This is a genomic window from Heliomicrobium undosum (genome assembly GCF_009877425.1).
Classification (GTDB): domain Bacteria; phylum Bacillota; class Desulfitobacteriia; order Heliobacteriales; family Heliobacteriaceae; genus Heliomicrobium; species Heliomicrobium undosum.
Genome location: NZ_WXEY01000052.1, coordinates 1 through 1840 on the forward strand (window position 1 = coordinate 1; position 1840 = coordinate 1840).

At 53.2% G+C, this 1840-nt stretch carries 1 protein-coding gene; it reads right to left on the minus strand.

The window, feature by feature from the left end; translation table 11 throughout:
- Window positions 1-65: 65 nt before the first annotated feature.
- Window positions 66-1721: an IS1634 family transposase gene (locus tag GTO91_RS17525; RefSeq protein ID WP_161260003.1), complete on the minus strand. Its 1656-nt coding sequence runs from the start codon at window positions 1719-1721 to the stop codon at window positions 66-68.
- Window positions 1722-1840 lie beyond the last annotated feature (119 nt).

A 1840-nucleotide genomic window follows, 5' to 3' on the forward strand; every position in this document is an offset into this window, starting at 1 on the left:
CCCTTGTTCCGCGAGTTGGAATTCAACATTTTCGATTTTTTGAGAACAGGGAACTAGGTGCATAATTATAGCCCCTCCGTATAAAGCGCCTCCGTAAAACCTGCCCACCGAATCATCTTCAACGCCTCCTTGTCGACATTGTCCGGCAAGAGGCGTTGACCGTTGATGGAGACCACCGTGATCATGTTGAGGTATTCGAGGATCGTTGTAATCGACGGAACCTGGGTCTTCTTCTTACCGGGGAGAAGCAGGAATTCTTCTCGTTGCTTCAGTTCCCGACGAACCCGAAATTCCAAATAGGACGCCAGCATCAGCGCCAACACAAAGACATAGCCCAGCGCCTCAATTCGACGCTTGCTCTTCAAGTATACCGGCCCCAGCATGACCGGGCTTTTTAGGAAACGAAACTTCATCTCAATCGTGTTCTGGCGCTTGTATTCCGTCAAGATTTCGGCGGGGCTCATCGGATTGCGCACATCGTTAATCAGGATGAAGGTAGATTCTTTTCGGCAGGCCTGTTCCCATGCCTCGGGCTTCAGTTCGCCTACGACGCACTGGGCATGAAAGGTCACTTCGATGTCCGGAAGAGCATCCTTTTTGGGTCGCCCGCGATGGGCGTGACGATGCAGCGTTTTGCGTTCGACGGCGCCTTCCACATGAAAGCCCTGTTTCCGGGCGTCTGCTCGCCATTCCTCCAAGGCAATCCGGGCATCGTCCTCACAGGCAAAGGGCCGATCCGACAACACCGCTGCTTCTTTCTCCAGGGCAGTCTTTCGCTTGGCAAACTGCCGTTGCAGGGTTTTTTCTTTTCGGGACTCTAAGTGGGAGGAATGGACGACCAAGAAGCCGTACTCTCGCCCAGCCAGTTCCCGGCGTGTCGAATACACGCTATACCTCGCCCGGTCGGCCTCGGAGGAATCGGCCAAGGTTCCAAGGTCTTCCCATTGCCCGTCCGCCCAGGCCTCGTCTTTGAGGGTTTGTGCGAGCGCAAAGGTTTCCGGCAACCGGGAGATGAATTGCACGCCCTGACGGGCGAGTTTATTCAGCCCCTCGGTGGAAACAAGGGCGCAATCAGCCACAAAGATGACATCCCGATAGCCTTTTTCGGTGAAGAACTTTTGCATCTCCACGGCCGCTTCAGGGTTCCAGGTGACATCGGCTGTATTGCCAGAAAGCAGTTGTCCCATGATCGGGAGCCCATTCTCTTGGACCGCAGCGCCGATCTTGAACTGTTTCAAATCCGGGCGAAGATCTTTGCTGTGCCCTCGATTCACATCAAAATCTCCGGTGGGCTCTTCTTCGTACGCGCCCTGGACGGATTTTGATGTGGTGTCAAAGTGGATGAAACGAATCCCCATCGCATGGGCGTGAAGCAGTGTGACTCCGACCAAACTGACCAGTGTCTCCTGCGAGATCTCGGCGAGCTTATCCAGCGCATGTCCGTATGCGTCATCGTTCACCTGTTCCAGCGTTAAATGGCCTTGGAACACAGCGGTCATGTCCTGCTTGGCCCAGAATTGCTCCACTTTCCAGAGGGCTTTTCTCCCGCAGAGGATGCAGATGATCAGACTTTCGATGAGAATTCCGGGCGAAACCCGTGAAATGGCTTCATCCCATTTCACCAGTTGGTTGACGATTTCACGAATCTTTGCGATGCGGCAGAGCTTGGCGATCACAGGTACGGCTCCGGCTTGGATCATGCGTATATTGGCTGATGCCACGAATACCATCTCCTACACTGTATTGACGATGGTATTCGACAATAAACGATGAGCTCCTTTAAAATATTTCCAGAAACCAAAAATATTTGTTGTTGCCATATCAACTTGCGGAATGCGGG